We start from the raw sequence: 945 nt of genomic DNA, 5'->3' as shown, positions 1-945 counted from the left end.
TTGTATGGATAATAACCCCACCAAATTAATGATTTAAGGTAAAGTGAGACCCAAGCCCTAGCTGCAACTAAGGCCTTCTTTTGCAGTAGTTCGATTGAGCGATGGCTCCTCAGTTGAGAGACCGATAACAAGAAAGAACACTGCAAAAGACTCCAAGCACAATACTCGAATAGTCTACTGGGTCTCGAACCCGCATTATGCAAGCAGGAGTTAGCTTATTATGGATTTAAAACTAAATCAAAACATTAACGTGGGTGTTGATACTGGCAAGTTCCAACTCGATATCTACATTCGCCCTTTGGGTATCTATTTCACTGTTTCAAACGATGAAAAAGGCATTAATGAAGCTGTTAAAACCATAAAAAATCACAAACCGAAACGCGTTATTATTGAAGCCACAGGTCGGCTTGAAATGCCATTTATTATGGCATGTGCAAAAGCCAATTTGCCGTTTGTCATTGCAAACCCTATTCACATCAAACGCTTTGCTGGCGCAATAGGTCAGCGCGCTAAAACAGACAAATTAGATGCCAGGTTAATTGCACATTATGGCGAGGCGATTCAGCCACAGTTATCTCAGTTAAAGCCCGAAACCATGCAGGCTATGAGTGATTTAGTGGCAAGACGAAATCAATTATTAGTAATGCAAACCATGGAAAAAAATCGCCTACAAATATTACCTAAAAACTTAGCAATGACCATTAAACCCATCCTGACCGCATTTAAAAATCAAATAAACAAAATTGAAAAAAAGATTATTGAGTTGATTGAAAGCTGTCCTACTTACCAATCAAAAAATACCATATTACAAAGCATGAATGGCATCGGAAAAATAGCTTCGGCCTCACTCATCTGTAATTTACCAGAGCTGGGTTACATGACTAATAAACAAGCCTCTGCTTTAGTCGGTGTTGCACCAATGAATCGAGAAAGTGGACGCTTTAA

The 945-nt window shown here is 39.2% G+C and carries 1 protein-coding gene; it reads left to right on the top strand.

Annotation, left to right across the window (positions count from 1 at the left end):
- Nucleotides 1-220: 220 nt before the first annotated feature.
- Nucleotides 221-945, top strand: a 725-nt coding sequence (locus N7931_RS19305) for an IS110 family transposase (protein WP_262795969.1), incomplete at its 3' end; no start/stop codon positions are given.

This window comes from Catenovulum sp. 2E275, assembly GCF_025515275.1.
GTDB lineage: Bacteria > Pseudomonadota > Gammaproteobacteria > Enterobacterales > Alteromonadaceae > Catenovulum.
This window is presented reverse-complemented; position numbering and strand designations above follow the sequence as displayed.